The organism is Halomonas shengliensis, assembly GCF_900104135.1.
Classification (GTDB): domain Bacteria; phylum Pseudomonadota; class Gammaproteobacteria; order Pseudomonadales; family Halomonadaceae; genus Halomonas; species Halomonas shengliensis.
The window spans coordinates 35,404-58,598 of the sequence record NZ_FNIV01000010.1 but is presented as its reverse complement, the minus strand read 5'-3'; the positions used below and the strand labels follow the sequence as shown (position 1 = coordinate 58,598).

22 protein-coding genes are annotated in these 23,195 nt (G+C 70.3%); 7 read left to right on the top strand and 15 right to left on the bottom strand.

From position 1 onward, the window contains the following. Positions 1-45 precede the first annotated feature (45 nt). From BLP95_RS13510 to BLP95_RS13440, 15 genes are all read right to left on the bottom strand, one after another. Positions 46-510 carry a hypothetical protein gene (locus BLP95_RS13510; protein ID WP_089680244.1) on the bottom strand — a complete coding sequence of 155 codons (465 nt, stop codon included), beginning with the start codon at positions 508-510 and terminating at the stop codon, positions 46-48. Then, positions 507-2,237 carry an OmpA family protein gene (locus tag BLP95_RS13505; RefSeq protein WP_089680241.1) on the bottom strand — a complete coding sequence of 577 codons (1,731 nt, stop codon included), beginning with the start codon at positions 2,235-2,237 and terminating at the stop codon, positions 507-509. The genes BLP95_RS13510 and BLP95_RS13505 overlap by 4 nt, the downstream gene beginning before the upstream one ends. A 1-nt stretch (position 2,238) precedes the next feature. Beyond that, on the bottom strand, positions 2,239-2,823 hold the full coding sequence (locus BLP95_RS13500) for a hypothetical protein (RefSeq protein ID WP_089680239.1): 585 nt from the start codon (positions 2,821-2,823) through the stop codon (positions 2,239-2,241). Continuing rightward, the gene (locus tag BLP95_RS13495; RefSeq protein ID WP_089680237.1) at positions 2,810-3,931 is read right to left on the bottom strand and encodes a hypothetical protein; all 1,122 of its coding nucleotides are present in this window, start codon (positions 3,929-3,931) and stop codon (positions 2,810-2,812) included. Before BLP95_RS13495 ends, BLP95_RS13500 begins: the two co-directional genes overlap by 14 nt. A gap of 118 nt (positions 3,932-4,049) precedes the next feature. Next, on the bottom strand, positions 4,050-5,075 hold the full coding sequence (locus BLP95_RS13490) for an Lnb N-terminal periplasmic domain-containing protein (protein WP_089680234.1): 1,026 nt from the start codon (positions 5,073-5,075) through the stop codon (positions 4,050-4,052). 62 nt (positions 5,076-5,137) lie between these two features. Next, positions 5,138-6,106: a branched-chain amino acid transaminase gene (locus BLP95_RS13485; RefSeq protein ID WP_089680232.1), complete on the bottom strand. Its 969-nt coding sequence runs from the start codon at positions 6,104-6,106 to the stop codon at positions 5,138-5,140. Beyond that, complete coding sequence (locus tag BLP95_RS13480) at positions 6,103-7,236, bottom strand: class II histone deacetylase (protein WP_089680230.1); 1,134 nt, start codon at positions 7,234-7,236, stop codon at positions 6,103-6,105. Before BLP95_RS13480 ends, BLP95_RS13485 begins: the two co-directional genes overlap by 4 nt. Beyond that, positions 7,233-8,174 carry a bifunctional Delta(1)-pyrroline-2-carboxylate/Delta(1)-piperideine-2-carboxylate reductase gene (lhpI, locus tag BLP95_RS13475; protein ID WP_089680228.1) on the bottom strand — a complete coding sequence of 314 codons (942 nt, stop codon included), beginning with the start codon at positions 8,172-8,174 and terminating at the stop codon, positions 7,233-7,235. Before lhpI ends, BLP95_RS13480 begins: the two co-directional genes overlap by 4 nt. A 1-nt stretch (position 8,175) precedes the next feature. After that, the gene (locus tag BLP95_RS13470) at positions 8,176-8,532 is read right to left on the bottom strand and encodes a RidA family protein (RefSeq protein WP_089680226.1); all 357 of its coding nucleotides are present in this window, start codon (positions 8,530-8,532) and stop codon (positions 8,176-8,178) included. 26 nt (positions 8,533-8,558) lie between these two features. Beyond that, a complete protein-coding gene (locus BLP95_RS13465; RefSeq protein WP_089680224.1) occupies positions 8,559-9,593 on the bottom strand; it encodes a histone deacetylase family protein in 1,035 nt (344 codons plus the stop codon). A 31-nt stretch (positions 9,594-9,624) separates the two neighbouring features. After that, positions 9,625-10,899 carry a TRAP transporter large permease gene (locus tag BLP95_RS13460; RefSeq protein WP_089680222.1) on the bottom strand — a complete coding sequence of 425 codons (1,275 nt, stop codon included), beginning with the start codon at positions 10,897-10,899 and terminating at the stop codon, positions 9,625-9,627. Further along, positions 10,896-11,447, bottom strand: coding sequence for a TRAP transporter small permease (locus BLP95_RS13455; RefSeq protein WP_023006746.1), 552 nt, complete (start codon positions 11,445-11,447; stop codon positions 10,896-10,898). Before BLP95_RS13455 ends, BLP95_RS13460 begins: the two co-directional genes overlap by 4 nt. 102 nt (positions 11,448-11,549) lie before the next feature. Beyond that, on the bottom strand, positions 11,550-12,617 hold the full coding sequence (gene dctP, locus BLP95_RS13450) for a TRAP transporter substrate-binding protein DctP (protein ID WP_089680220.1): 1,068 nt from the start codon (positions 12,615-12,617) through the stop codon (positions 11,550-11,552). A gap of 147 nt (positions 12,618-12,764) precedes the next feature. Continuing rightward, positions 12,765-13,559: an AraC family transcriptional regulator gene (locus BLP95_RS13445; RefSeq protein ID WP_089680218.1), complete on the bottom strand. Its 795-nt coding sequence runs from the start codon at positions 13,557-13,559 to the stop codon at positions 12,765-12,767. 126 nt (positions 13,560-13,685) lie between these two features. Then, the gene (locus tag BLP95_RS13440; RefSeq protein WP_089680216.1) at positions 13,686-14,390 is read right to left on the bottom strand and encodes a GntR family transcriptional regulator; all 705 of its coding nucleotides are present in this window, start codon (positions 14,388-14,390) and stop codon (positions 13,686-13,688) included. A gap of 159 nt (positions 14,391-14,549) precedes the next feature. Here BLP95_RS13440 and BLP95_RS13435 point away from each other — a divergent pair, with 159 nt between their 5' ends. The 7 genes from BLP95_RS13435 to BLP95_RS13405 all read left to right on the top strand — a co-directional run bounded on the left by BLP95_RS13435 (position 14,550) and on the right by BLP95_RS13405 (position 23,126). Continuing rightward, complete coding sequence (locus tag BLP95_RS13435; protein ID WP_089680213.1) at positions 14,550-16,103, top strand: ABC transporter substrate-binding protein; 1,554 nt, start codon at positions 14,550-14,552, stop codon at positions 16,101-16,103. 74 nt (positions 16,104-16,177) lie between these two features. Continuing rightward, entirely contained in the window at positions 16,178-17,155 is a 978-nt protein-coding gene (locus tag BLP95_RS13430; RefSeq protein ID WP_089680211.1) for an ABC transporter permease, read from the top strand. After that, positions 17,152-17,988: an ABC transporter permease gene (locus BLP95_RS13425; RefSeq protein ID WP_089680210.1), complete on the top strand. Its 837-nt coding sequence runs from the start codon at positions 17,152-17,154 to the stop codon at positions 17,986-17,988. Before BLP95_RS13430 ends, BLP95_RS13425 begins: the two co-directional genes overlap by 4 nt. A 21-nt stretch (positions 17,989-18,009) precedes the next feature. Beyond that, the gene (locus BLP95_RS13420) at positions 18,010-19,623 is read left to right on the top strand and encodes an ABC transporter ATP-binding protein (RefSeq protein WP_089680209.1); all 1,614 of its coding nucleotides are present in this window, start codon (positions 18,010-18,012) and stop codon (positions 19,621-19,623) included. A 31-nt stretch (positions 19,624-19,654) separates the two neighbouring features. Beyond that, the gene (locus BLP95_RS13415) at positions 19,655-21,049 is read left to right on the top strand and encodes an FAD-binding oxidoreductase (protein WP_089680207.1); all 1,395 of its coding nucleotides are present in this window, start codon (positions 19,655-19,657) and stop codon (positions 21,047-21,049) included. Between the two features lie 8 nt (positions 21,050-21,057). Next, entirely contained in the window at positions 21,058-21,987 is a 930-nt protein-coding gene (locus BLP95_RS13410) for a DMT family transporter (RefSeq protein WP_089680205.1), read from the top strand. A 29-nt stretch (positions 21,988-22,016) separates the two neighbouring features. Continuing rightward, positions 22,017-23,126 (top strand): pyridoxal phosphate-dependent aminotransferase, encoded by a 1,110-nt coding sequence (locus BLP95_RS13405; RefSeq protein ID WP_089680203.1) that lies wholly within the window; start codon positions 22,017-22,019, stop codon positions 23,124-23,126. Positions 23,127-23,195: the final 69 nt, after the last annotated feature.

The window sequence follows — 23,195 nt, the reverse complement described above, 5'->3', positions numbered from 1 at the left end:
CTTGTTGTTGTCACTGGGGCCGATGACGCCCGGCCGTGGCGCGGCCTACTCGTCGGCAGTGCGCTGCTGGCGCAGCAGCGCCATGAACTGTTCGGGCGGCGGTAGCGAGACCAGCCGGGCGGCGATGGAGGACATCCCGGAGGCCTCCATGGCGTACTTCCTGGCGTAGCTGACCGAGACGGTAGCGGCAGCCATGTAGACGCCGGTGTTGACACCGCCGCTGACGGAGGCGCCGACGGAGGTGTCGGTGGATTCGCTGACGGTGAAGCTGAGACGCGCCTCGACGGTCGCCTCGGTGTAGGCGTAGAAGCTCGGGGTGAACCCCAGGGAGAGCAGGCTGTGGGTCTCGCCGGCGATCTCCACCTCGGTCTCGCCCATCACCTTGGCCATCTCCACGGCGTTGCGATCGAGGGCGAACTGCCCCTCGGCGATCGCCATGCCCAGGCGTTCGATGATCTGCGGCAGCGGGGCGGTGACCAGCGCCCGCGTGGTCTGGGTCCCGGCACTCATGAGCGACGCTCCCGCTGCAGGGCCTGAATCGCCTCGACGAAGAGCTCGGGTGGCGGCACCGAGGCGAGGCGCGCGGTGATCTGGCTGTTGCCGGTCACCGCCATGTTGAACTGACGAGACTCCCGCTTGTCGACGCTGACCCCGACGGCCACGGCGGTGCTCGACCCCTCACGGCTCTCCACCTGGCGGGTGCGCGTACGGGAGAACTGCTCGGTGACGGTGAGCCCCTCGCTGCCCGTCAGCTCGACCTGTTCGCTGGTGGCGCTGAACAGCTTGATGTCATAGGTATCGGTGGCACGCATCACCTCGACCACAGGCCCCAGGCGGTTGGCCCGCAGGGTGCCGGTGGCGTTGAGGGCGGCCGCCAGATGATGCGCGTAGGCCTCGGCGGCATTCGCCGCATGCCCCGCCACCGCCGAGCCGTCGAGGGGAAATGCCTGGCCCTCGACGGTGACGGAGAACGCCGACAGGTCGGGCGACGCCGGTTGCCACAGGAAAGCGAAGCCGTTGCCGCTGCCGCCGCCCTGCAGGTCGGGCGCGACCTCGTCCAGCGTGGCACTGCCCTGGCTGCGCACCGACAGCCAGTAGTCGTCGCGCTCCGGCGTCAGGATCCAGGTGACGCGCCACTGCTGGTTGGCCTCCCCATCGTCGTCGTTGGCGTCGGCGGCGCGGCCCTCGCCTCGACTGTCCACCAGCTCGATCTGACTCTCGCTGACCCCGTTGGCGATCAGGAACTGCTCGACGAACCGCCCCCGTTCGGTGCCCAGCAACAGGTTCTTGTCGGCCGCTCCCTGGCGGTCCGTCATGCCCTCGATCCGCACCGCTTCCCCGGTCGCCGCCAGGCACCACGCCAGCTCGGTCAAGCCCCGGCGATCCTCCTCGCTGCGGAACACCGCCTCACCGGTGTTGAAGAGCAGGCCGAAGCGCGGCTCACCGGAGGCGTGCGGGGGATGCAGTCGGGTCGAGAAATCCGACGGGATACTGGCCTGCACGTGCTCGGCATAGGCCTTCAGGTCGCTCTGGGCACTGGTCGAGACGGTCGTGCTGGCATTCAGGACATAGTCCGTGGCGGCATTGTCGGCGATCGTGATCAGGCCATTGGCGTGGCTGTCGAAGGTGAAGGCCACCGAGCGTGAGGTGGTCACCACCTGGGAGTCGGGGGCATCGCTGCTGATGGACAGTGAGGTGTCCGGCGGCGAGTAGACCATGGCATCGACGTCCTGGCGCCCGGTCAACTGATCCAGGAGACTGCCGAGCCGCGCCCGGGGTTCGGTGCCCGACGGCACCACCTGGGTGCCATTCACCGTGAGCGTGCCGGTGGCATCCGCCTGGTACTCGAGACGCGCCTGGCGCGTCTCGACACGGGTGCCGCTCTCGCTCTCCGATTCGCTGGCCGACGACGACGCGCTCTGCTCGCGGGTATCGCCCAGCCGCGCCGAGGCCGAGAAGCCGAACTCGTCGCGCTTGCCCACCTCGAGACGCAACTGGAGCGACACCGAGACGTCGGCATGCTGGTAGTGGTAGAAGGCGGGCATCAGCCCCAGCTCGAGCAGCGAACGCTCGCCCAGGTCATCACGCACCTCGGTGAAGGCCTGCATCTGGCGCACCGAGTTGTCGTCCAGCTCCTGCTGGGCCCGGGCGATCCCCAGCCCCAGCTCCTTGATGAATTCGGCCACGCTGGCATCCGCCAGCACCTGGCCCGGGGTCAGACCGTCGTAGTTGGCCATCTCATCTCACCTCCTGTCGGGAGCGTGCCGGCGGCACCACCGCCGTTCGCGCCAGGTCGGCCCGGACCCGCCCTCGACGCACCGTGTAGTAACCGTGCCGCGAGAGGGCATCGGTCAGGGTCTGTTCGGTCAGGGTCAATGCCCGGCTGCGCCAGGCCACCAGCTCCTCGGCCAGGGCCAGGCGGGCGGGTCTCGCCAGCGCGATGGCCTCGGCCAGGTGTCGCCCGGCCTCGTCGCCACGCCCGAGGAACAGCAGCAGGATCGCCCGCCTCAGGGTCAGCACCGCATGGTCATGGCGCTGCAGCGCCGAGGCGGCCTCGCGCGCCTGGAGCTCGGCGCAGGCGGCCTCGACCAGCGCCAGGGCGTCGGCGTGACGGCCTTGCCGCTCGAGACTCTCGAGGATGCAGTCGGTGTAGTGGCGGGCGAAGGGGGGCGGCGCGCCCATCTCCCGGGCCTGGTGCAGGGCCAGGCGATAGAGCTCCAGGGCGCGGTCATGGTCACCGGAGAGGGCCGAGAGCTTGCCGCGCTCGGCGATGGCCAGGTGCCGAAGATGCCCCTCCCGGGCGGCCATGTCATCGCGGGTCATTGTCCGCCTCCTGCGGCGAGGCCGCCTCGATGAAACGCGTGCGGCAGCCCGCCCGGGCCAGCTCATGGGCCAGCAGCCTGGCCTCGAGGTCGGCGAGATCCGCCGCCAGCACCGCGGGCAGGCGGGCCGGCACCGACAGGGCATGGCGGGCCAATACCGAGCGCAGCGCCGCCTCCTCGCCGGGGGTGACGAGCACCACGCCGGCACGCGAGAAGCCCGCGGGCTCCAGGGTCACGTCAAGCCCCACCCCAAGCGCCTCGTCCCGCGCCTGCTCGGCCTCCGGCGTCTTCCACCCCTCGGCCAGTGCGAGCGGGGCCTGAGTCAGCACGCGGGGGGCCAGGGCCTCGGGAATGCCGAACCGGCGCGACAGCCAGTCGAGGGTCACGGGGTCATGGCAGCTGTCGACGGGGGCAGCGGTCGTCAGCACCAGGTCCCAGCGCAGCAGCGCGCGGTTCACCAGCTGGACGCCGGCAGTGCGGCCGAGCGAGGCCCACAGGCCGCGCGCCTCATGGTGGGAGAGCCCCAGCGGCAGGACGCCCTCGCGCCGGGAGGCCGAGGCGATACCCAGCCGCGGGAGTAGCCGGTTCGGCAGGCTGGCACCGGGCGCGAGGTGCAGGTCGAAGGGGCCGTCATCCCGGGGCGCCGCGATCACCTCGGCCCCCGCTCCCAGCCGACGGGCGAGGGAGGCCACCGCCGCCTCCCCCACACCGCCGAGCACCAGGCCCGGCGGTGTGGCCAGCAGGGCGAAGGCCTGCTGCGGGGAGGTGCCCAGGAAGGCCGCGAGCCCCTCGGTGATCTCGGGGAGGCACGCGACGTCGAGGACGCGAACCGCCACATCCAGGGCAACGGGGGGGGCCACGGGGTCGGCATGGGGGGTGATGCCGGCCTCCAGGCCCAGGCCGAGGAGCAGGCGCTCCAGGGCGGAGGCGGTCTCGGCGTCGAGGTCGTCGACCAGCACGCAGGGAGCGCGAAGGATCGCCCCGGCGACATCCGGCACGGGACGCGACAACCCCTCGGCGACGGCCGCCAGGGCGGCGGGGGTGACATCTCCCGGCGCGGTCACGACCAACTGGTAACGGGACTGCGCCATGCTCGAAGGGACCGGCATCACTGCCTTCCTTCCACGGCTCCGCCGTGGGTTGGCGGGTGAAACACCCGGCAGAATCCTCGATGGCAGGCTTACCATCCGGCCGCAGCGCGCTCCGTCACCCCGGCCTGACTTGAAGCTATGCCAGGGGGGCGGATCCGTCAAACCACCCCGGCACCCCCTCGCGGATGCGACGGGAGAAGTCGGGAGCGTCGTGGCAGGCTTGAGCGCGCCGAGTGATCTCCCCGCGGCGGCTGAGCTCGCGCAGCGAATGGCCCGGCACCAGGCCGCCGTGGTCGTGGACATAGCCCGGCAGCAGGCCGGTGAGCAGCAGCCGGTGGTCGAGGGGCAGCCCCTCGGTGATGCGCCGCATCAGGGAGAACACCAGGGTGGTGCAGTTGGCCCGGATGGTGTGATAGAAGCGCGGCTCCAGCGCCAGCTGATTAGCCTCCTCCACCAGCGCCAGCAGCAGCCGGCGCCGTTCGGACTCCCCCAGCATGGTCCGGTAGAGCGTCACCCTCTCACCCCGCACATTGCTGCGCAGGCGCACCGCATCCCGCTCGTCGGCAGCGATGATCGCGAGCTCGAAGCGCTTGAAGAAGCCACCCAGCTCCGAGAAGGGCTCGTGGCGCTCGCGGCGCACCTCCACCGAGAAGGCCACGAAGTCGTCGACCTCACCGGCCGCGTCGGCGAAGCCGAAGGAGAGCAACACATGGGCGATGCCGGGGCGCCCCCAGGCGGAGACGATCAGGTCCAGGGACGCCAGTCGCGTCAGGTCGTACTCGCGCCGCTCCCACGCCGTGCGGGCCTGGTCCCGGCTGCACCAGTCGAAGCGGCGCACCCGGTCGAGCACCAGTCGGTCGCCCGAGACCCGGCCGGTGGCCAGGCGGGCCACGTCATCGGCCCAGTCGAGGTCGCGGGCCGGCTGCAGCCGTCGCCACCAGCAGAGCAGCGTGCCCATGGCCACCGCCAGGCAGAGTGACGGGCCGATCCTCGCGCCCTGCCAGTGCCAGGACAGCAGCAGGCCGAGCAGCAGCAACCAGCCCAGGCCGACCAGGCGGCGCCGGGCGGGGGCGGCAGGAAAGCGGAAACCCAGCGCCAGGGCCCCCCACAGCGCGCTCCCCACCAGGGCCAGGCGTAGCGCGAGATCCAGCAGTAGCGACATGGGCGAGCTCCCTTCGGTCTCGCGCCAGGCTATCACGCCGGCTCGCCTCGGGGCTCAACGCATCAGGCGGGCGTCAGCCAGTCGCCGAAGGCCTCCAGGGCCGGCCCCGGCACGCCACGGGTCACGTCGCGGTAGAGCCGCTGGAGGCGCGCGGTCACGGAATCGTGGGCGATGGGCTCGCCCACCGCGGGCGCCCCGGCACGCCCGCCGATATGGCGGCCATCCAGCTCTCGCAACGGCAGGATCTCCGCGGCGGTACCGGTGACGAAGGCCTCGTCGGCGAGATAGAGCGCGTCGCGGGTGAGGCGCCGCTCCACCACCGGGATGCCGAGCACCTCGCGGGCCAGGCGGATCACGCTGTCGCGGGTGATGCCCTCCAGGCAGGAGGTCACCTCGGGGGTGTGCAGCTCGCCGTCGCGCAGCAGGAAGACGTTGGCCGCCGAGGCCTCCGCCACGTACCCCTCCGGGTCGAGCATGATCGTCTCGTCGAAGCCCGCCTTCACCGCGGTATTGAGCGCCAGCATCGAGTTGACGTAGTGACCGTTGGTCTTGGCCCGGCACAGGCTGATGTTGACGTGGTGGCGCGCCCAGGAGGAGGTCAGGGCGCGCAGGCCGATGGCCGCGGCCTGGGCCGAGACATAGTCGCCGAGGTCCCAGGCGGGAAGCATCACGTGGGTGGTGAGCCCCTTCGCCCGCAGCCCGAGCCCCTCGGCGCCGAGGAACACCGTCGGCTTGAGGTAGGCATTGGCCAGGGCGTTGCGGGCCAGGCTCTCGCGTTGGGCCTGGATCAGGGTATCGGCATCGAAAGGTAACGGTATATCCAGGGCATGGGCGCTATCCAGCAGCCGCCGGGTGTGCTCGGCCACCCGGAAGAGATGGGTCCCGCCGGGCCCCTGGTAGGCGCGCACCCCCTCGAAGCAGCCCATGCCGTAGTGCAGGCTGTGGGTCAGGGCATGCACCCGCGCCTCGCGCCAGGGCAGCCAGTCGCCGTCCAGCCAGATCCAGCCGTCGCGGTCATGCAGGGGTGTCATGGTCTCTCCTCGTCTCGTGGTGGGCGACGGCCGCCGAACCAGGCAGCACGCCAGCCGTCGATCAGCGCGCGCTGGTGGGGCTGCAGCGCCTGGTAGGCCCAGGCGGCGATCTCGTCGTTCTGGGGGTCGGGCACCGCGGTGGCACTGCCCGCAAGCGTCTGGATCACCGCATGGCCGCAGAGCGGCACATAGCCCTCGGAATAGCCGCCCTCATGCACCATCACCAGGCGCCCAGCGCAGACCCGCTCGGCGAGGGCCTTCACCTGGGCGGTCATCCTCGCGAAGGCGGCGCTGTTGAGCAGCATCTTGCCGAGGGGGTCCTTGGCGCAGGCGTCATAGCCGCAGGCCACCACGATCAGCTCGGGGGCGAAGGCCTCGAGGGCCGGCAGCACCAGCGCGTCCATGGCGTGTTCATAGGCGCCGATGCCGCAGCCCGGCGGCAGCGGCAGGTTGAGGTTGGCGCCCGCGCCGGCCCCCATCCCCTGCTCCTTGAAGGCGCCGCTGTCCAGCGGGTAGTTGCCGGCCTGGTGGATCGAGACGGTGAACACCTCGGGCTCGGCATAGAAGGCCGCCTGCTGGCCGTTGCCGTGGTGCACGTCCCAGTCGAGGATCGCCACCCGCCGCACCCTCCCCGCGGCGCGGGCCTGCATCACCGCCACCGGGATGTTGCCGAGCAGGCAGAAGCCGCGGCCGCGGTCGGCCTCGGCATGATGGCCCGGCGGGCGGCATAGCGCATAGGCGGTGTCCAGCTCGCCCCCGGCCACCGCCTCCACCGCGGCGATGGCGAGCCCCGCCGACTGCCGCGCGGCGGCCAGGCTGCCGGGGGTATAGGGGGCGCAGTCGCCGCCATCGCCGCCGCGCCCGGCGTCGCCGGCGGCAAGGGCCTCCAGGTAGCGCTGCGTATGGAAGCGCGCGAGCGCCTCCTGGCTTGCCGGCGGCGCCTTGCGCACCGAGAGCTCGTCGATCAGCCCGCTGACCTCCAGCAGGTTCTTCAGCCGCCGCTTGCTCTCCGGGCTCTCGGAGGCGGGCTGGGGCTGGAGGTACTCGCCCGGCGCCGAGAACACGCCGATGGCGCCGGGGTCATGCCAGAAGCAGCGCTCGTGCCAGAAGAAGCCGCTGCGCGGCGTCATGAGCGCCCCTCCCGCCGCTCCCACACCTCGATGGCGGCGGCGAGGTCCTCGAGCGACGCCCCCACCGACTTGAACAGGGTGATGGCGTCGTCCGACGAACGGCCGGGCACCTCCCCCCTGAGCAGCTCGGCCAGCTCGCCGCGGATGGCCTCGAAGCGGAAGGCGCTCTCCTCCACGGCCTGGTGGATGTCCCCCGCCTCGCCCCGGGCGCCGGCGTAGGTGTCCACGAACACCTCGCTGCGCGCCAGACACTCGCCGTCGGTCTCGCGCATGGTCGGGCGGAAGGCGCCGATCAGGTCGAGGTGGCTGCCCGGGGCGAGCCACTCGCCGTGGATCAGCGGCGTCTCGGAGAGAGTCACGCAGCTGACAATGTCGGCCTCTCTGGTGGCCGCCGCCAGGTCGGTGACGGCGGCGGTATCGAAGCGGTCGGCATAGTCGGCGGCCAGCCGCTCGGCCTTCGCCGCCTGGCGGCCCCAGATCCGCACGCGACGGATCGGGCGCACCGCGGCGTGGGCCTCGATCACCATGGGCGCCAGCTTGCCGGTGCCCACCACCAGCAGGGTCTCGGCGTCCTCGCGGGCGAGCTCCCGGGCCGCCAGGGCCGAGGCCGCCGCGGTACGGCGCCGGGTCAGTTCGCTGCCATCGATGCAGGCCAGCGGCCGGCCGTGGGCGCCCTCGCTGAGCAGGTAGACCCCGGCGATGGCTGGCAGGCCGTGGTCGGCGTTCTGGGGAAAGACGTTGACCATCTTCACGCCGATGTAGCCGGCCGGCTCCCAGGCCGGCATCAGCAGCATGGTGGCCTCGCCATCGGGGCGGTGCATGGCGTGGTGGTGGCGCGGGGGGGACTCCACCCCCGCGCGGAAGGTGGCGGCCAGGCGCTCCACCAGCGCCGGCCAGGAGAGCGAGGCGGCGACCTGCTCGGCGGTGATCACATCCATCTCACGCCTCCGGGATCGCCGCGGTGACCATGACCTCCACCTTGAACTCGGGCAGCGCCAGCTTGGCCTCGGTGGCGGCCCGCGCCGGCGGGCGTCCCGGCACGACCCAGGCGTCCCAGGCGGCGTTCATCTCGGCGAACTCGCCCATGTCGGTGACCCATACCAGGGCGCTGAGCAGGTGCTCCTTGCTGGTGCCGGCGGCGGCCAGCTGGCGGTCGATCTTGGCCAGTACCTGTTCGGTCTGGCCGCGCATGTCGGCGCTGGTGTCGTCGGGTACCTGGCCGGCCAGGTAGACGGTGCCGTTGTGCACCGTGGCCTGGCTCATGCGGGCGTTGGTGTCGTGATAGCTGACGGTCATGGCGTGGTCCCTCGTTCGGGTGGCAGTCAGGCTGCGGTATAGCCGCCCAGGAAGGCGGCCAGGTTGGCGCCCAGGTGCTCGGTGGGGTAGCCCCCCTCCTGGATGAGCACCGTGGGCAGGTCGATGGCCGCCAGGCGGCGGCCAAGCAGTGTGAAGTCATCGGTCTCGAGCGCCAGTCCGGCCAGCGGGTCGGCGTGATGGGCATCGAGCCCCAGCGCCACCACCAGGGCCTCGGGGGCGAAGGCCTCGAGGGACGCGATCAGCGTCTCCAGGGCCTCCATGAAGGCGCCCGCGCCGCTGCCCAGGGGCAGCGGCAGGTTGTGGTTGGCCCCACGCCCCTCGCCCTCGCCAACCTCGTCGGCGCCGCCCCAGAAGAAGGGGTAGAAGTCCGCGGGGTCGGCGTGCAGCGAACCGGTCCAGACATCGCCTCGGGCGTAGAAGATGTCCTGGGTACCGTTGCCGTGGTGGAGGTCGACGTCGAGGATCGCCACCCGGGAATGGTGCTCGCGCAGCACCTCGGCGGCCAGGGCGGCGTTGTTGAGGAAGCAGAAGCCCCCGGCGCGATCCGGCCCGGCATGATGGCCGGGCGGGCGGCACAGCGCGTAGGCGCTCGAGGCGCCGGCCGCCACGCACTCCGCGGCGGCCTCGGCGGTGAGGGCGCTGGCCAGGATGCCGGTGAAGCTGTCGGCGGTCATCGGGCAGGCCATGTCGTGCATGTGCCAGCCCACCTGCCCCACCGGGTGGCGTGGGTAGTGATGCCCGCCGCCACAGGGGTGGACGTTGGGGGCGACGATCTCGGCGGCATCGGGGAGCGCGCGCCAGCGCGCATGGATGGTCTCCAGGAACGCCAGGTAGCGCGGGGTGTGGATCCGTGCCAGCCGTTCGCGCAGCAGGTCGCTGTCGCCTCCGGTGGGCGGCGTCAGCGAGCGGCCGATGTCGGCCAGGCCCCGCGCCAGCATCTCGGCGCGCACCGGCCCCTCGGGGGAGGCCACCGCGCGGCCGCGCAGCAGGAAGCTGGGTGGCGCATGGCGCTCCTGGTCCGGATGGTAGAAGAGCTTCATCGTGGCTGGCTCCTTGGGCCCGGGATGACGGTCACAGCAGCGAGGGGATCCAGGTGGAGAGCGCCGGGAAGGCGACCAGCAGCAGGATCACCGCGATATAGGCGACATAGAACGGCAGCGAGGCGATGATGGCGCGCTCGTAGGGCACGTTGGCGATCCTCGCCGCCGTCATCAGCGTCATCCCCACCGGCGGCGTGACGTTGGAGATGTTGAGCACCACGATCATCAGGATGGCGAAGTGCAGCGGGTCCACCCCCAGCTGGATCATCGCCGGCACCAGCACCGGCGCCACCACCACCAGCGCCGGCAGCACGTCCATCACCGTACCGATCAGGATCAGCAGCAGGCACACCGCCAGCAGCTGCACGAAGGTGGAGTCGCTCAGCGCGGTGATGATGCCGGCGGCATCCCGGGCGATGCCCGAGCGGGTCACGAACCAGCCCAGCACCGCCGAGGTGGCGAGCAGGAAGAACACCACCCCGGAGAAGCGCACCGTCACCACCAGGGCATGCCACACCTTCTGCCAGCTGAGGTTGCGGTAGAACACCACCCCCACCACCAGCGCATAGATGGCGGCGAAGCCGGAGGCCTCGGTGATGGTGGTCAGCCCCGAGAGGATGCCGCCGAGGATGATCAGCGGCACGATCATCGCCGGCAGGGCAAAGAAGAACGACAGCACCGCCACCTTGAAGGGCGTCGGGGCCTGCTTGGGATAGCCCCGGCGCCAGGCCAGGAAGAGGCTGACCCCGAGCAGCGCCAGGGCCATCAGGATCCCCGGGATGATGCCGCCGGCGAAGAGGTCGATCACCGAGATGTCCCGCAGCAGGGTGGCGTAGACCACCATCACCACGCTGGGCGGGATGATCGGCCCGATGATCGAGGAACAGGCGGTGATGGCCGCAGCGTACTCGGCGTCGTAGCCCTGCTTCTTCATCTCCGGGATCATGATCTTGCCGATGGCCACGGTGTCGGTGATCGCCGCCCCGGTCAGGCCGGCGAAGAACACCGACACCGAGATGTTGACGTGGGAGAGCGCCCCGCGCACCCGCCCGAACAGCGCATTGTTGAAGGTGATCAGCTTCTGGGTCAGGCCGCCCTGGTTCATCAACTCGGCGGTGAAGATGAAGTAGGGCACGGCGATCAGCAAAAAGCCCGAGACGCCCGAGAACATGCGGTCGGCGAGGATGCCCAGCATGCGCTCGCCGCCCATTGCGAAGCCGCCGGCAAGCCCCGAGAGGGCCATGACGATGGCCACCGGCGTGCCCAGCAGCAGCAGGACCACGAAGGCCAGGATGGCAGGGGTCATGGGCGCTCCTCCGCATGGCCGGACTCGCCCTCGATCAGCTCGTCGATGGCGCTGTCGTCGTCGATAAAATGCTCCAGCAGGTCGAAGCCCTGCACCAGGTGCAGCAGGATGATGGCGCCGCTCACCGGCACCACGATGGCGGTGAACTTGGCGGGCACCTGGATCTGGTCGGAGACCATGTAGACCTGGTTGGCCCCCAGGAAGTAGTCCCAGCCATACCACAGCAGCAGCGCGCCGAAGAGCCCTACCACCGCCAGGCAGGCGGCCGCGGAGAGGGTCAGCAGCGCCCGTGGCAGGCTGCGCACCAGCAGGGTCATCGCCACGTGCTCGCCGTAGCGCAGGGAGATGGTCATGGAGAGGAAGCCGATCCAGGGCAGGAAGAGCCGGGCCAGGGAGTAGGTCCAGCTCAGGGTACTGCCGGTGGCCAGCTTGTAGACGAAGGCGGTGAAGGAGATGCCCAGCATCACCAGCACGCAGACCACGCAGGTCACGATCGCCGCCTGGTTCACGATATCGCTCAGGCGGCGCAGGGGGTGGAGGAGTGACATCGCGCTACCTCGTACGCATCGACGGCCGCCGGGTGGCGGCCGAACCGCACAGCAGGCGCCAGGGCGCCTGCCGGCTCGGGATCAGGTCACCCGGCTGGGTGCCTACTGGCCGTAGTTGGCGATGTCGCTCTCGGCGACCTCCTCGCCGACCCGCGCGACCTCGGCCAGGAAGGCGTCGACCTTCTCGGCCTCGATGCCGAAGTCGTTGACGATCCAGTCACGCCAGGCCGGGGTGGCGATCTCGGCCATGCGCGCCCGCTCCTCCGGGGGCATGATGTAGCACTCCTCGAAGCGTTCGCAGGACTCCTGCCAGCTGGCGGTGGCCAGCGCCCCGGACATGCCGTGACCGATCGCGACCGCCTCGCGGGCGGAGGTGACGATGGCCTCCTGCTGCGCCTCGGTGAGGCTCTGGAACCACTCCTCGCTGACCAGCCAGGCGGCGCTGTTGTAGACGTGCCCGGTAAGGGTGGTGTAGTCCGTCACCTCGTCGAAGTTGAAGGTGGTGTTGAGCACCGGGGCGTTGAACTGGCCGTCGGCCAGGCCGGTCTCCAGCGCGGTGATCACCTCGCCCCAGGGCAGCGGCGTGGCCGAGGCGCCCAGCGCCTTCATGATCGCCACGTGGCCGGGGTTCTCCTCGGTGCGGATGTTGAGCCCCTCGAGGTCCTCGACGGTCTTGATCGGGCGCTCGTTGTTGGTGAAGGCCACGAAGCCTCCGCCGTCGTCGAAGGTGCCCAGGTAGCGCATGTTGGTCTCCTCGACGGTGCCCGACATGAAGTCGGCGAACCACTCGCCATCGAAGAAGGCCCAGGCCTGGCGCCAGTTGTCGAAGATGAAGGGCGCCGTCATCAGCTGGTAGTCGTCGTAGAAGGAGGACATGGCGCCGGTGGTGATGATGGTGGACTGCAGGGTCATGCCGCCCTGCACCTCCTGGGCCGTCTCCACCTCGGAGCCCAGCTGGCTGTTGCCGAAGATCGACACCGTGATCTCGCCGTCGGTGCGGGTCTCCACCAGGTTCTTGAAGTGGATCAGCGCCGGGTAGACCTCGTTGTTGCTCATGTCCTCGGGAAGGATGGTGGCGATGGCCATCTCCTCGGCCTGGGCGTGGGCCGCGGCCAGGGCCAGCGGCAGCGCCGCCAGGGCGGGCAGGCGGGAAAGCATCCGGTTGCGCATGGTGTTGCCTCTCGGGTTGTCGTTGTTGGTGGTGCGGCTTGCAAGGAACCGACGGCGGCGTCAGGGCACCGCCCTGCTGTCAGACTAGGCCGCCCCACGGCCAGCTGCTTGCCCGAGAGTCCGAGCCGCTTGCCCCAGGCTCGCCAGCTACTCGCCGCCCTCGCGGGCCCGGGCGCGGTCCGCGGAGGGCGAGATCGCGAAGCGGCGCCGATAGGCCCGGGAGAAGCTGCCCTGGTCGCGGAAGCCCACCAGGCTCGCCACATGGCCCAGGCTCAGCTCGCTGTGGCCGACCAGGGTGCGCGCATGGCGCAGCCGCCGGTCCTGCACATAGGCCTGGGGCGTCATGCCCAGGCGCTCGCGGAAGCGCCCATGGAAGTGGCCCACGCTCATGGCGCACAGGGTCGCCAGCTGCTCGACGCGGATCTCGTCGGCCAGGTGGCGGTCCACCCAGGCGTCGATGCGCTCCAGATCGAGGCGATCGCCGCGGCGACGCGCCAGGGGGAAGCCGGCATCCGGCGCCAGCGCGGTCTCGGCCAGGTGCAGGTGGATGGCCCGCAGCAGCAGCGCGGCGACCTCGCTGTGCAGCGCGGGGCACTGCTCGAGCTGCTCCGAGAGGCTGGCGGCGAGGCGCTGCAACCGCGGCGGCACGCCGAAGAAGCGCGGACGCTCGAAGAGCCGCGACAGGTCATCGCCGGCACGCAGCAGCGACACGCTGGCCAGGGGCACATCGAGCACCAGGGTGCGGTGACGGCCATCGCCGCGGTAGTCGTGGCGGTGGGCCGAGGGGATCAGGCAGCCTCGGGCCGCGGTGACGCGGTCCCCCTGCCCCTCGATGGCGAGCTCGGTCGCGCCACCGGTGGTCAGGATCAGCTGGTGGAAGTCATGGCTATGGTCGACGTGGACCGGATCCAGGGTCTTGGTGCAGAGGGCGAGCTCGGGCATGGCGACATCCCATCTGTCCTAAACGGACTACAGTCTCTCGCGGCGAGGCATCCCGCAAGCGGGAGGGCCCCGCGGACTTTCAACGCCGCGGGCTTTCCCTGTCACAGGGGGACCCCCACGCCCCTGTCACTCCCCGCGACCAGCGGCATTGGCCGGCTCGCCGAGGCCACGCACGACATAATCACGCGCCACCCCGATGTGATAATCGATGGCCTCTCGACAGCGGACCGGGTCGCCGGCGGCCAGCGCCTCGAGCAGCCGGTGATGGCTGTCGGCGATGCTCTCTGGCGCCTCGTGGGTCTTAGTGATCAGGGTGATGCAGAGCCGCAGCTCGTGGGCCAGGTTGTCGAACGCCTTGAGCAGGCGACGATTGCCGGCCGTGGCGATCAGCAGGCGATGGAAGGCGAGGTCTTCCTCGATGCGGCGGCCCTCGTCACCGCTGCGCGAGGCGTCGCACAGCTGCTCGACCTGCCGATGCAGCGCCGCCAGGGCCTCCGGCGAACAGGCGCCGGCCAGGCGTTCCATGGCATGGCGCTCCAGGCAGAGGCGCAGGTCGAAGATATCGCAGAGCTCCTCGGCATCCAGGGAGCGCACGAAGAAGCCGCGTCGTGGCCGTGAGATCAACAGTCCGCGGCTCTCGAGCAGGCGCGCGGCCTCGCGCACCGGGGCACGACTGACCCCGAGGTCCCGGGCCAGCTGCACCTCGGACAAGCGCTCACCCGGGGCGAAGCGTTGACCGATGATGGCCTGGGTCAGGAAGTCGGCGACCTGCTCCACCAGGTTGTGCTGCTGGATGAAACTGTCGGGCGCCGATGACGAGGATGGCGGCATGGGGGACTGTCTCCTGACGGAAGGACTTCTCCCAGTATGACAAGGCAGGGCCGTGTGTCGACCGTCGATTGACGACTGTCGACAGTTTGGCGCCTGGCTGCTAGGTTCAATCGGGTGACTGCCCATCGCCAACAACAATCTCCACAAGGGGACAGCATCATGAAGACACCTCTGGCCATCGCCATCGCCGCCGCGGCACTCGCCGCCATCCCTGCCCATGCCGAGGACCCCAAGTCGGGCGGCATCATCGACACCATCATCCAGCCCGAGCCCCCCGGCCTGGTGCTGGGCATGATCCAGAATGCCCCGACCCGCACGGTCGCCGGTAACATCTACGAAGGCCTGCTGCGCTACACCACCGACCTCGAGCCCCAGCCCCAGCTGGCCGAGTCCTGGGAGGTCAGCGACGACGGGCGCACCTGGACCTTCCACCTGCGCGAGGGGGTCACCTGGCACGATGGCGAGGCCTTCACCGCCGAGGACGTGGTGTTCTCCGCCGATGTCTTCCACCGCGAGCTCAACCCCAGCGCCCGCGCGGTGCTGCAGCACGTCGAGTCCATCGAGGCTACCGACGACCACACCGTGGTCTTCACCCTCAAGGAACCCTTCGGCCCCTTCCTGATCTCCTTCGAGGCCGGCACCTTCACCATGGTCCCCGAGCACATCTATGCCGGGACCGAGTTCCGCGACAACGAGGCCAACAACCACCCCATCGGCACCGGCCCCTTCAAGTTCGAGAACTGGGACCGTGGCACGGTGATCCAGCTGGTCAAGAACGAGGACTACTACGAGGAGGACCTGCCCTACCTCGATGGCATCAACTGGCACATCATCCCCGACGGCGCCTCGCGGGCCGTGGCCTACGAAAACGGCACCGTCGACGTCCTGCCCTACGGCACCGTGGAGAACTTCGACATCCCGCGCCTGACCGAGCTGGACAACACCTGCGTGACGGAGGCCGGACACGAATACTTCAGCCCCTTCGCCATGCTGTGGATGAACAACCGCGAGGGCCCCACCGCCGACAAGCGCTTCCGCCAGGCGGTCATGTACGCCATGGACCGCGAGTTCGCCCGCAACGTGCTGTGGAACGGTCTCGGCAAGGTGCCGCTGGGGGCGTTCGGCGCCAACGCCAAGTTCCAGAACGAGGACCTCACCCCCTACGACCATGACCCGGAACGCGCCCGCGAACTGCTCGACGAGATGGGCTATGACGGCGAGGAGGTCCGCCTGCTGCCGCTGCCCTACGGCGAGACCTGGACGCGCTGGGCCGAGGCGGTGCAGCAGAACCTCAAGGAGGTCGGCATCAACGTGCGCACCGAGGCCACCGACGTCGGCGGCTGGAACCAGCGCCTGGGCGACTGGGACTACGACCTCGCCTTCACCTACCTCTACCAGTATGGCGACCCGGCACTGGGCATCTCGCGCACCTACCTCTCCAGCAACATCGAGAGAGGCTCCCCCTGGAACAACGTCGAGGGCTACGAGAACCCGCGGGTCGACGAGCTCTTCAACCAGGCGGCGACCGCCTTCCCTGACGAGAAACGTGAGGCGCTCTACCACGAGGTCCAGGAGATCCTCCAGGAGGATGTCCCGGTGGGCTGGCTGCTGGAGCTCGGCTTCCCGACCATCTATCGCTGCGACGTCAAGAACCTGGTCACCTCGGGCGTGGGCGTGAACGACGGCTTCAAGGACGCCTGGCTCGACAGGTAACCCCGCAGGGGGCAGCCGGCGCGGCTGCCCCCCTGCCGTTCCACGACCGTCCCACGCCGTCAGGGGGTAATGGCATGCTGTATGCCAGATTGATCGTTTCACGGCTGCTGAAGGCCGTGATCGTGCTGTTCATGATCATCATCTTCAACTTCTTCCTCATCCAGCTGGCCCCCGGCGACCCGGCCGCCATCCTGGCCGGCGAGGCCGGGGCCACGGATGCCGAGTTCCTGCGCCAGCTGACCGAACGCTTCGGCCTCGACCAGCCGCTCCACGTGCAGCTGTGGCGCTATGTTTCCGGGGTCGCCATGCTCGACTTCGGCTTCTCCTACCGCCAGCAGGTGCCGGTGCTCGACCTGATCCTCGAGCGCCTGCCGGCCACCCTGCTGCTGACCGGCACCGCCTTCGTGCTGTCGCTGGTGCTGGGCATCGTCGCCGGGTCGCTGGCCGCGGCACGCGTCAAGAAGCCCTCGGGCTCGATCATCATGGCGCTGGCGCTGATCTTCTACGCCACCCCGCTGTTCTGGGTGGCGCTGATGGCGGTGGTGCTGTTCTCGGTCTACCTCGACTGGCTGCCCGCCTACGGGATGTACACGGTGGGGGCCGGCCTCGAGGGGTTCGCCTTCGCCCTCGACGTCGGCAAGCACCTGATCCTGCCGGCCACCACCCTGGCGCTGTTCTTCATGGCCATCTACACCCGCATGACCCGCGCCTCGATGCTCGAGGCGGCCCAGCAGGACTTCGTCAAGACGGCCCGCGCCAAGGGGCTCAAGAACAGCGTGATCCAGCGCCGCCACATCCTGCGCAACGCCCTGCTGCCGATCATCACCCTGGCCGGCCTGCAGGCGGGCCAGATGGTCGGCGGCGCCATCCTCACCGAGACGGTCTTCGCCTGGCCCGGCATCGGCCGCCTGATGTTCGAGGCCCTGCAGCAGCGCGACTACAACCTGCTGCTGGGGATCTTCTTCTTCTCGGCGGCCCTGGTGATCGTCTTCAACATCATCACCGACCTCGTCTACCGCCTGGCCGATCCGCGCATCAAGGAGGCGTCATGAGCTTCTTCGCCCGCTTCGCCCAGAACCGTGGCGCCCTGGTGGGCCTGATCATCCTGGTGGGGATCATCCTGATGGCCATCCTGGCGCCACTGCTGTTTCCCGAGTCGCCCTGGCGCATGGTGCAGCGTCCCTTCCTGCCACCGCTTCAGACCGACGGCTTCCCGCTGGGCACCGACACCATGGGCCGCAACGTCGCCGCCGGCCTGATGCACGGCGCCTGGGTGTCGCTGCTCATCGGCCTCGTCTCGACCACCGTGGCCCTGGCCATCGGCGTGCCGCTGGGCGCCATCGCCGGCTACTACGGTGGCCTCGTCGACGATGCCCTGATGCGCTTCACCGAGTTCTTCCAGACCATCCCCAACTTCGCCCTGGCCATTGTGCTGGTGGCGATCATGCAGCCCAGCATCACCTCCATCGTGCTGGCCATCGCCCTGGTTAGCTGGCCACCGGTGGCCCGCCTGGTGCGCGCGGAGTTCATGTCGCTGCGCCACCGCGAGTACGTCGAGGCCGCCCGCCTGGTCGGCCAGACCAACACCACCATCATCCTGCGCCAGATCCTGCCCAACACCCTGTCGCCGATCATCGTGCTGGCCTCGCTGATGGTCGCCACCGCCATCCTGCTGGAGTCCGCCCTCTCCTTCCTCGGCCTGGGCGATCCCAACGTGATGTCCTGGGGCTACATGATCGGCGCGGCGCGCACGGTCATCCGCCAGGCCTGGTGGCTGAGCTTCTTCCCCGGCGTGGCGATCCTGCTCACCGTGCTGGCGCTCAACCTGGTGGGCGAAGGTCTCGACGACGCCCTCAACCCCAAGCTCGCCCGCGAGCGCTCATGAACGGCGTCCAAGGAGCCCCCCATGCGTGACACCCTGCTGAGCATTCGCCACCTGAGCATCGCCCTGCCCGCCGGCGCCGATCGCGACTACGCCGTGGAAGACATCAGCTACGACGTGGCGCGCGGCGAGATCATGTGCGTGGTGGGCGAATCCGGCTCCGGCAAGTCGATGGCCGCCAACGCCCTGATGGGCCTGCTCCCCAAGGGCGTGCGCGCCACTGGGGGGGAGATAGACTTCGACGGCCAGGACCTGCTCTCGCTGACCGAGAAGCAGCATCGCGACCTGCGTGGGCTGCGCATCGGCATGATCTTCCAAGAGCCGATGACCGCCCTGAACCCGCTGATGCGGGTCGGCGACCAGATCGGCGAAGTCTTCGAGGCCCACAACCGGTTGACCCCGAAGGAGCGCCAGGCCCGCGCGCTCGAACTGCTGGTCGAGGTCGGCATCCCCCAGCCGGAGAAGGCCATCCGCGCCTACCCCTTCGAACTCTCTGGCGGCCAGCGCCAGAGGGTGATGATCGCCATGGCGCTGGCCCTCGAACCGGAGCTACTGATCGCCGATGAGCCCACCACGGCGCTGGACGTGACCACCCAGGCGCAGATCCTTGACCTGATCGGCGACCTCCAGCGTCGCCACGGCATGGCGGTGATGTTCATCACCCACGACTTCGGGGTGGTGGCCGAGATCGCCGATCGCGTCTGCGTGATGCGCCACGGGAGAATCGTCGAGCTCGGCGCGGCACAGACGGTGCTCAGCTCGCCCCAGGACCCCTACACCCGCGACCTGATCGAGGCGATCCCCAGCGACGTGATCCCCGAGGCCCGGGGCGCCGAGACCGACACCCCGTTGCTCGAGGTCTCGGGCCTCGACAAGGTGTTCCGCTCCCGGGGCGGGCTCTTCAAGCCGTCCCGCGAGGTGCATGCCCTGCGCGACGTCTCCTTCTCGCTGGTCAAGGGCGAGACCATCGGCATCGTCGGCGAGTCCGGCTCCGGCAAGTCGACCCTCGGGCGCTGCGTGGTGCGCCTGGAACGCCCCGACCGCGGCACCCTGAGCCTGTCCGGCACCGACTTCATGCACCTCAGGGGGGAGGCGCTGCGTCGCGAGCGCCATCGGGTGCAGATGATCTTCCAGGATCCCTATGCCTCGCTGAATCCGCGCACCCGCGTGGGGATGGCCATCGCCCAGGGCCCCATCGCCAACGGCATGGCCAGGCCCGAGGCCCTGGCGCGGGCCGATGAGCTGCTCGAGCTGGTCGGGCTCGGGGGCACCGCCGATCGCTTCCCCCATGAATTCTCCGGGGGGCAGCGCCAGCGTATCGGCATCGCCCGCGCCCTGGCCATGAACCCGGAGCTGATCGTCGCCGACGAGGCGGTCTCCGCCCTGGACGTGTCGATCCAGGCGCAGATCCTCGACCTTCTCGAGGAGCTCAAGCAGAAGCTCTCGCTGTCGCTGCTGTTCATCACCCATGACCTGCGCGTCGCCGCCCAGATCTGCGACCGGATCATCGTGATGCAGCACGGGCGAGTGGTCGAACAGGGACCGGCCCGGGAGGTGTTCCTGGCCCCCCGGGAGGCCTACACCCGCCAGCTTCTCGAGGCCATCCCCGGCCGCGAGCATGAGCTGGCCGATGCCTGACACGATGCCTGACAAGGAGGCGAAGAGACGCATGGATGCCCTGCTGAAGGAGATTGCCGAGCGGGTCGGCCCCGCCAACGTGCTGGTCGGCGACGACGTGACGGCGCGCCGCGTCGACTGGCTCACCGGGTCACCCTGCCGCGCCGCGGCCATCGTCCGCCCCGCCACCACCGCCGAGCTCGCCGCGGTGATGCGCGCCTGCCACGCCGCCCGACAGCCGGTGGTCACCCATGGTGGCCTCACCGGTCTGGTACACGGGGCAGAGGCCGCCCCGGACGAGCTGGTGATCTCCCTGGAGCGCATGAACGCCATCGAGGCCCTCGACCCGGTGGGCGGCACCCTGACGGCCCAGGCGGGCGTCCCGCTGCAACGGGTCCAGGAGGCCGCCGAGGAGATCGGGCTGCAGTTCCCCGTCGACCTGGGCGCCCGCGGCAGCTGCACCATCGGCGGCAACATCGCCACCAACGCCGGGGGCATCCGGGTGATCCGCTACGGCATGATGCGCCAGCAGGTGCTGGGACTCGAGGCCGTGCTGGCCGACGGCCGCGTGGTGGGCTCGATGAACCATATGCTCAAGAACAACGCCGGCTTCGACCTCAAGCAGATGTTCATCGGCAGCGAGGGCACCCTCGGCATCGTCACCCGCGCGGTGCTGCGCCTGCAGCCCGCCACCCCCGACGTGCAGACCGCGCTGGTGGCGTGTCCCGACTTCACCGCGCTGACCGGGCTGCTGGGCCACATGGGGCGCGAGCTTGGCGGCAGCCTGGCGGCCTTCGAGGCGATGTGGCAGAGCCACTACCGCCTGCTCACCGAGACCAGCGGTCGGCACCTGCCGCCCCTGGCGCCATCTGCGCCCTTCTACGTCATCGTCGAGTCGCTGGGCTGCGCCCCCGACAGCCATGCCGAGCTCTTCGCCCGCGCCCTGGAAGGCGCCCTCGACCAGGGGCTGGTGGTCGATGCCGTGCTCGCCCAGTCGGACACCCAGCGCCAGGGCCTGTGGGCCATCCGCGAGGACATCGAGGGGCTGATCCAGGCCCTGGCGCCGCTGTTCACCTTCGACGTCAGCCTGCCGATTCCCGCCATGGAGGATTACGTGGCCGAGGTGGAGGCGGCGATCCATCACACCTGGCCGGAGGGCCGCGTGGTCGCCTTCGGCCACCTGGGCGATGGCAACCTGCACCTCTCGGTCGGGGTCGGCAGCGCCGACCCCGAGGTGCGCCGCGCGGTGGAGACGGCCGTCTATGCCCCTCTCTCGCCCCTCGGCGGCTCCATCTCGGCCGAACATGGCATCGGCCTGGAGAAGCGCGACTTCCTGTCGCTGTCGCGCAACGCCGAGGAGATCGCCCTGATGCGCACCCTCAAGCAGGCGCTGGACCCCCTCGACCTGCTCAATCGCCACAAGGTGCTGCCCCCCGGGGCGGCGTGACCCACGCCATGCGCCCGCAAACCGCTCCTCCGCTCCCTGCCCGGGAGACGCCCACCCTGCTCGGCAGCGTGGCCCTGATCGCCGCGATCGGCCTGTTCTGGGGCGGCAACTGGCCGGCGGTACGCTTCATCCTGATGGAGCTGCCGCCCTTCACCCTGCGTGCCATCGGCTTCACGTCCGGCGCCCTGATGCTGCTGGCCTGGGCCTGCCTGCGCCGGCTGCCACTCAGGGTCCCGCCCGGCGAGTGGCCGTGGCTGATCGTCACCGGGGCCTTCACCATCCTCGGCTTCAACCTCGCCACCGCCTTCGGCCAGTTGCGCATGCCTACCTCGCAGGCCGCCATCATCGCCTTCAGCATGCCCTGCTGGGCGCTGCTGCTGGCCTGGTGGCTGCTGGGCCAGCGCATCACCCGGGGCCAATGGCTGGGGCTCGCCTGTGGCCAGGCCGGGCTCTTGACCCTGCTGGGTCCGGCGGCCCTGGCCGATGGCAGCCAGGGGCTCGCGGGGCCGCTGATCATGCTGGGGGCCGCGCTCTCGTGGGCGCTGGGCACGGTACTGATCAAGCGACGCGGCGTCTGGCAGAGCCATGTGGTGGTCATCACCGGCTGGCAGCTGGCCTTCTGCGCCCTGCCGATGATCGTGATGATGGTGTGGAAGGAGACGCCGCCGGCGCCCGCCACCTGGCAGGCCAGCACCTGGTGGGCGCTGGGCTACCACCTGCTGTTCTCGGTGACCACCGCCCAGATCCTGTGGTTCCTGAACGTCAACCGCCTGAGCGTGGGCCAGGCCACCCTGTCGACGCTCATCATCCCCAGCGTCGGAGTCTCCAGCGCCATTCTCCTGCTGGGAGAGCCCTTCTCGCCGCGGGTGCTGCTCGCCCTGCTGCTGACCCTCGCCGCCGTGGCCATTGTCATGCTGCACAGGCCCGCGGCACCATGAATCGAAGACCACCCCACAGGGAGACAGCGATGCCGACCTACCCCGACCACCTGACCGGCGACGGCCCCCACAACCCCTTCCCCGGCGTGCGCGTGCTGGAGCGGCGGCTGGGCCGCGAGATTCCCCACCAGCTGGGCTCCAACGAGGGGCTGGACATGCCCCACCGTGCCCTGCGCGAGCGCTTCGGCGATGCCATGGCGGCCCACGTCTACAGCTACGGCGACAGCGAGGCGCTGGGCATCCGCCAGCGCCTGGCCGAGCAGAAGGGCATCCCGCTGGAGGCGATGCTGGTGGACGCCGGCGCCGACAGCCTGATCGCCCTGGCCCTGCGGGCCCTGGTGACGCCGGGCGACGTCGTGGTCGGCACCCGCGGCACCTACCCCACCTTCGGCTACTTCGCCCGCGGCGAGGGCACCCGCCTGGTCGAGGTCCCCTACGCCGAGGGGCCGGGCCGGTTGGCGCCGGACCTCGACGCTCTGGCCGACGCCGCCCATCGGGAGGGCGCTCGGCTGGTCTATCTCGCCAACCCCGACAACCCGGGTGGCCACCTGCACCGCGACGCGGACGTGCTGGCCCTGCGCGAGGCACTGCCCGACGACTGCTGGCTGCTGCTCGACGAGGCCTACCACGACTTCCGCGAGGATGCCGACGGCGAGTTCGGCCGCCGCGTCCTGCCCGGGACGGTGCGCCTGCGTACCCTCTCGAAGGCCCATGGCCTGGCCGGGCTGCGGGTCGGCTACGCCATCGCCGACCCCGAGACCCTGGCGGTGATGATGAAGGTGCGCATCCACTATGCGGTCTCGACGCTCACCCAGGCCGCCGCCGAGACGGTGCTGGACGCCCCCGAGGAGGTCGCCGCCCATGTGGCCGCGGTGCGCCAGCGCCGCGAGCGCCTCGCCGCGCACCTGCGCGAGCTGGGCGCCGACGTGCTGCCCAGCGCCACCAACTTCGTCGGCCTGCGCCTGCCCAGCGCCGAGCTGGCCGGCCGCGTCCACCAGGCATTGCTCGACGAGGGCAAGCTGATCGCCCGCCCCGCCGACCCGGCGCTGGGCCATGTGCTGCGCATCACCGCGGTGGAGGATGCCCTGGTCCCCGGGCAGCTGGCGACCCTGGAGAGGGCGCTGGCAAGCGGCGGCTGACCCCCAAGCGCCGCTCCTGACCTGCCAGGCGCCAGGAGCGGCCAAGGCGCCTGGCGGCCCGCAGCGTTG

Excerpts from the sequence above, each read along its gene's own strand:
- BLP95_RS13510 (WP_089680244.1), bottom strand. The coding sequence starts at position 510 with ATGAGTGCCGGGACCCAGACCACGCGGGCGCTGGTCACCGCCCCGCTG.
- BLP95_RS13505 (WP_089680241.1), bottom strand. The coding sequence starts at position 2,237 with ATGGCCAACTACGACGGTCTGACCCCGGGCCAGGTGCTGGCGGATGCC.
- BLP95_RS13500 (WP_089680239.1), bottom strand. The coding sequence starts at position 2,823 with ATGACCCGCGATGACATGGCCGCCCGGGAGGGGCATCTTCGGCACCTG.
- BLP95_RS13495 (WP_089680237.1), bottom strand. The coding sequence starts at position 3,931 with ATGCCGGTCCCTTCGAGCATGGCGCAGTCCCGTTACCAGTTGGTCGTG.
- BLP95_RS13490 (WP_089680234.1), bottom strand. The coding sequence starts at position 5,075 with ATGTCGCTACTGCTGGATCTCGCGCTACGCCTGGCCCTGGTGGGGAGC.
- BLP95_RS13485 (WP_089680232.1), bottom strand. The coding sequence starts at position 6,106 with ATGACACCCCTGCATGACCGCGACGGCTGGATCTGGCTGGACGGCGAC.
- BLP95_RS13480 (WP_089680230.1), bottom strand. The coding sequence starts at position 7,236 with ATGACGCCGCGCAGCGGCTTCTTCTGGCACGAGCGCTGCTTCTGGCAT.
- lhpI (WP_089680228.1), bottom strand. The coding sequence starts at position 8,174 with ATGGATGTGATCACCGCCGAGCAGGTCGCCGCCTCGCTCTCCTGGCCG.
- BLP95_RS13470 (WP_089680226.1), bottom strand. The coding sequence starts at position 8,532 with ATGACCGTCAGCTATCACGACACCAACGCCCGCATGAGCCAGGCCACG.
- BLP95_RS13465 (WP_089680224.1), bottom strand. The coding sequence starts at position 9,593 with ATGAAGCTCTTCTACCATCCGGACCAGGAGCGCCATGCGCCACCCAGC.
- BLP95_RS13460 (WP_089680222.1), bottom strand. The coding sequence starts at position 10,899 with ATGACCCCTGCCATCCTGGCCTTCGTGGTCCTGCTGCTGCTGGGCACG.
- BLP95_RS13455 (WP_023006746.1), bottom strand. The coding sequence starts at position 11,447 with ATGTCACTCCTCCACCCCCTGCGCCGCCTGAGCGATATCGTGAACCAG.
- dctP (WP_089680220.1), bottom strand. The coding sequence starts at position 12,617 with ATGCGCAACCGGATGCTTTCCCGCCTGCCCGCCCTGGCGGCGCTGCCG.
- BLP95_RS13445 (WP_089680218.1), bottom strand. The coding sequence starts at position 13,559 with ATGCCCGAGCTCGCCCTCTGCACCAAGACCCTGGATCCGGTCCACGTC.
- BLP95_RS13440 (WP_089680216.1), bottom strand. The coding sequence starts at position 14,390 with ATGCCGCCATCCTCGTCATCGGCGCCCGACAGTTTCATCCAGCAGCAC.
- BLP95_RS13435 (WP_089680213.1), top strand. The coding sequence starts at position 14,550 with ATGAAGACACCTCTGGCCATCGCCATCGCCGCCGCGGCACTCGCCGCC.
- BLP95_RS13430 (WP_089680211.1), top strand. The coding sequence starts at position 16,178 with ATGCTGTATGCCAGATTGATCGTTTCACGGCTGCTGAAGGCCGTGATC.
- BLP95_RS13425 (WP_089680210.1), top strand. The coding sequence starts at position 17,152 with ATGAGCTTCTTCGCCCGCTTCGCCCAGAACCGTGGCGCCCTGGTGGGC.
- BLP95_RS13420 (WP_089680209.1), top strand. The coding sequence starts at position 18,010 with ATGCGTGACACCCTGCTGAGCATTCGCCACCTGAGCATCGCCCTGCCC.
- BLP95_RS13415 (WP_089680207.1), top strand. The coding sequence starts at position 19,655 with ATGGATGCCCTGCTGAAGGAGATTGCCGAGCGGGTCGGCCCCGCCAAC.
- BLP95_RS13410 (WP_089680205.1), top strand. The coding sequence starts at position 21,058 with ATGCGCCCGCAAACCGCTCCTCCGCTCCCTGCCCGGGAGACGCCCACC.
- BLP95_RS13405 (WP_089680203.1), top strand. The coding sequence starts at position 22,017 with ATGCCGACCTACCCCGACCACCTGACCGGCGACGGCCCCCACAACCCC.